The 2118-nt window shown below is 37.6% G+C and carries 2 protein-coding genes; both read right to left on the reverse strand.

Features of this window, described 5'->3' with window-relative positions:
- Nucleotides 1–762: deoxyribonuclease IV (locus AC06OU_RS09615; RefSeq protein ID WP_475855453.1), on the reverse strand; the 762-nt coding region annotated here is incomplete at its 3' end.
- Between the two features lie 12 nt (nt 763–774).
- Nucleotides 775–2073 (reverse strand): DEAD/DEAH box helicase, encoded by a 1299-nt coding sequence (locus AC06OU_RS09620; RefSeq protein WP_169358083.1) that lies wholly within the window; start codon nt 2071–2073, stop codon nt 775–777.
- Nucleotides 2074–2118 lie beyond the last annotated feature (45 nt).

A 2118-nucleotide genomic window follows, 5' to 3' on the forward strand; every position in this document is an offset into this window, starting at 1 on the left:
AGGGATATCTATCAGCTGTGGATGATGCACTACATATTGCAATGCATCAAAGCCAATTTCACCAAACCCTATGTTTTCATGACGATCTTTAGCTGCTCCACAAATATTTTTACTATCATTGATGTGTAGAACTTTTAATCGGTCAATTCCAACCAAATGATCAAAATGATTTAAGACGCCATCAAAATCGTTCACAACATCATATCCGGCATCATGTATATGACACGTATCCATACAAACCGACAAGCGTTCATTATTTTTCACACCATCAAATATTTGTGCAAGCTCTTCAAAGGTCTTACCACATTCAGAGCCTTTACCCGCCATTGTTTCTAAAGCAATTTGCACAGGGTAGTCAGAGCTTAATACTTCGTTTAAGCCTTCGATAATCTTTTGTATACCAGCATCAGCACCAGCACCAACATGTGCACCAGGATGCAATACGATTTGTGTAGCTCCTATAGCTGCAGTGCGCTCTACCTCTTTTTGTAGAAAGTCTACACCTAAAGCAAACGTTTCTGGCTTCGTTGTATTGCCCAAATTAATAATATAAGGTGCATGAACGACAATATTATTTATGCCGTTTTCCTTCATGTGCGCAAGGCCAGCTTCAATGTTTAACTCATCTATTGGTTTTCTGCGCGTATTCTGTGGTGCACCCGTATAAATCATAAATGTATTTGCACCGTACGACGCTGCCTCTTTACTAGAAGCTAGCAACATTTCTTTTCCACTCATGGAAACATGTGATCCTAGTAGCATGGAAGTTCCCCCTTATTTCTTACGGTTTTTGATGCGACGTTCTCTTTTCTTAACTTTATCCATTTCCCATTTCATGTTTCGTTTATATCCTGGTTTAACCTTTTTAGGCTTTCTAACCAACGCTTTTGCTTTTGCATCTATCTCATTTTCGACTTTAGTTCTATTCTTTCTCGCATGTCTCTCTTTCAATTCAGACCATTCGCCATTACTTACATCTTTATGCTCAAATGTAATCCCCATCTTTTCAATACGGTTTAAAGCATCTTCATCAGATGGCTCAAATAAGGTAATAGCTGTTCCAGTTAGTCCTGCGCGGGCAGTTCTACCAACTCGGTGAATGAAAAATTCAAGGTCATCAGGTATTTCGTAGTTTATGACATGGCTTACTCCTGGAATATCGATTCCACGAGCTGCTAAGTCAGTAGCCACAATGTATTGATATTCTAATTCATGTATTTGCTTCATCACTCGTTTACGATCACGTGGAGAAACATCTCCGTGAACAACGCCAACTTTTATGCCGTTTCCTTGTAAATAGTGTGCTACTTCATCCGCATTCTGTTTCGTATTAGCAAAGATAATCGCTAAATAAGGATTAATACCTTCAATAACGTCTAATAATCTTTTTTTACGAGATTTACTACGTACAGGGACAACAGTAAAGTCAATTCCATCAGCGACCGGACGTTTGTCACCTATTTTAATATGCACAGGTGAATCCATGTATTTCTTAAGGAATGGTTGTAGTTTTTCTGGTATGGTAGCAGAGAATACGAACATTTCTAATTCATCTGGCATTTTTGATGCAAACTGATCGATTTCATTGATAAAACCTAAATCAAATGCTAGATCGGCTTCATCTACCACTAATATTTTTGCGGTATGAACTAAGAGTGCCTGCTCAACTGTTAAATCACGAAGTCGACCTGGAGTACCAACGACTATTTGAGGCTGTGTTTTTAACTTTTCGATTGAACGAGCTTTATCAGTTCCTCCGATAAATAGCTTAGTTTGGATTTCAGTGCCTTCAATTAACTTGTTCAACTCTTTATATATTTGAGTTGCGAGCTCTCTAGTCGGAGAAGTAATTATTGCTTGAACTGCTTGCTTACTAGCATCAATTTTTTCAACAATTGGTATTAAGAAACTATGTGTTTTCCCAGTTCCTGTATGCGCTTGACCAATTGCACTTTTACCTTTTAAGACTAGTGGAATCATTTCTTTTTGAATTGGTGTTGGTTCTTGGAAGCCTAATTTATTTATAGCTTCTAGTAAAAACGGTTGAAAATTATAATCTGTATATTTGGACATTTTAGTCCCTCCCTATCATACCTATATTGTAACACGATTTGTACA

The sequence above is a fragment of the Psychrobacillus sp. genome (assembly GCF_056205495.1).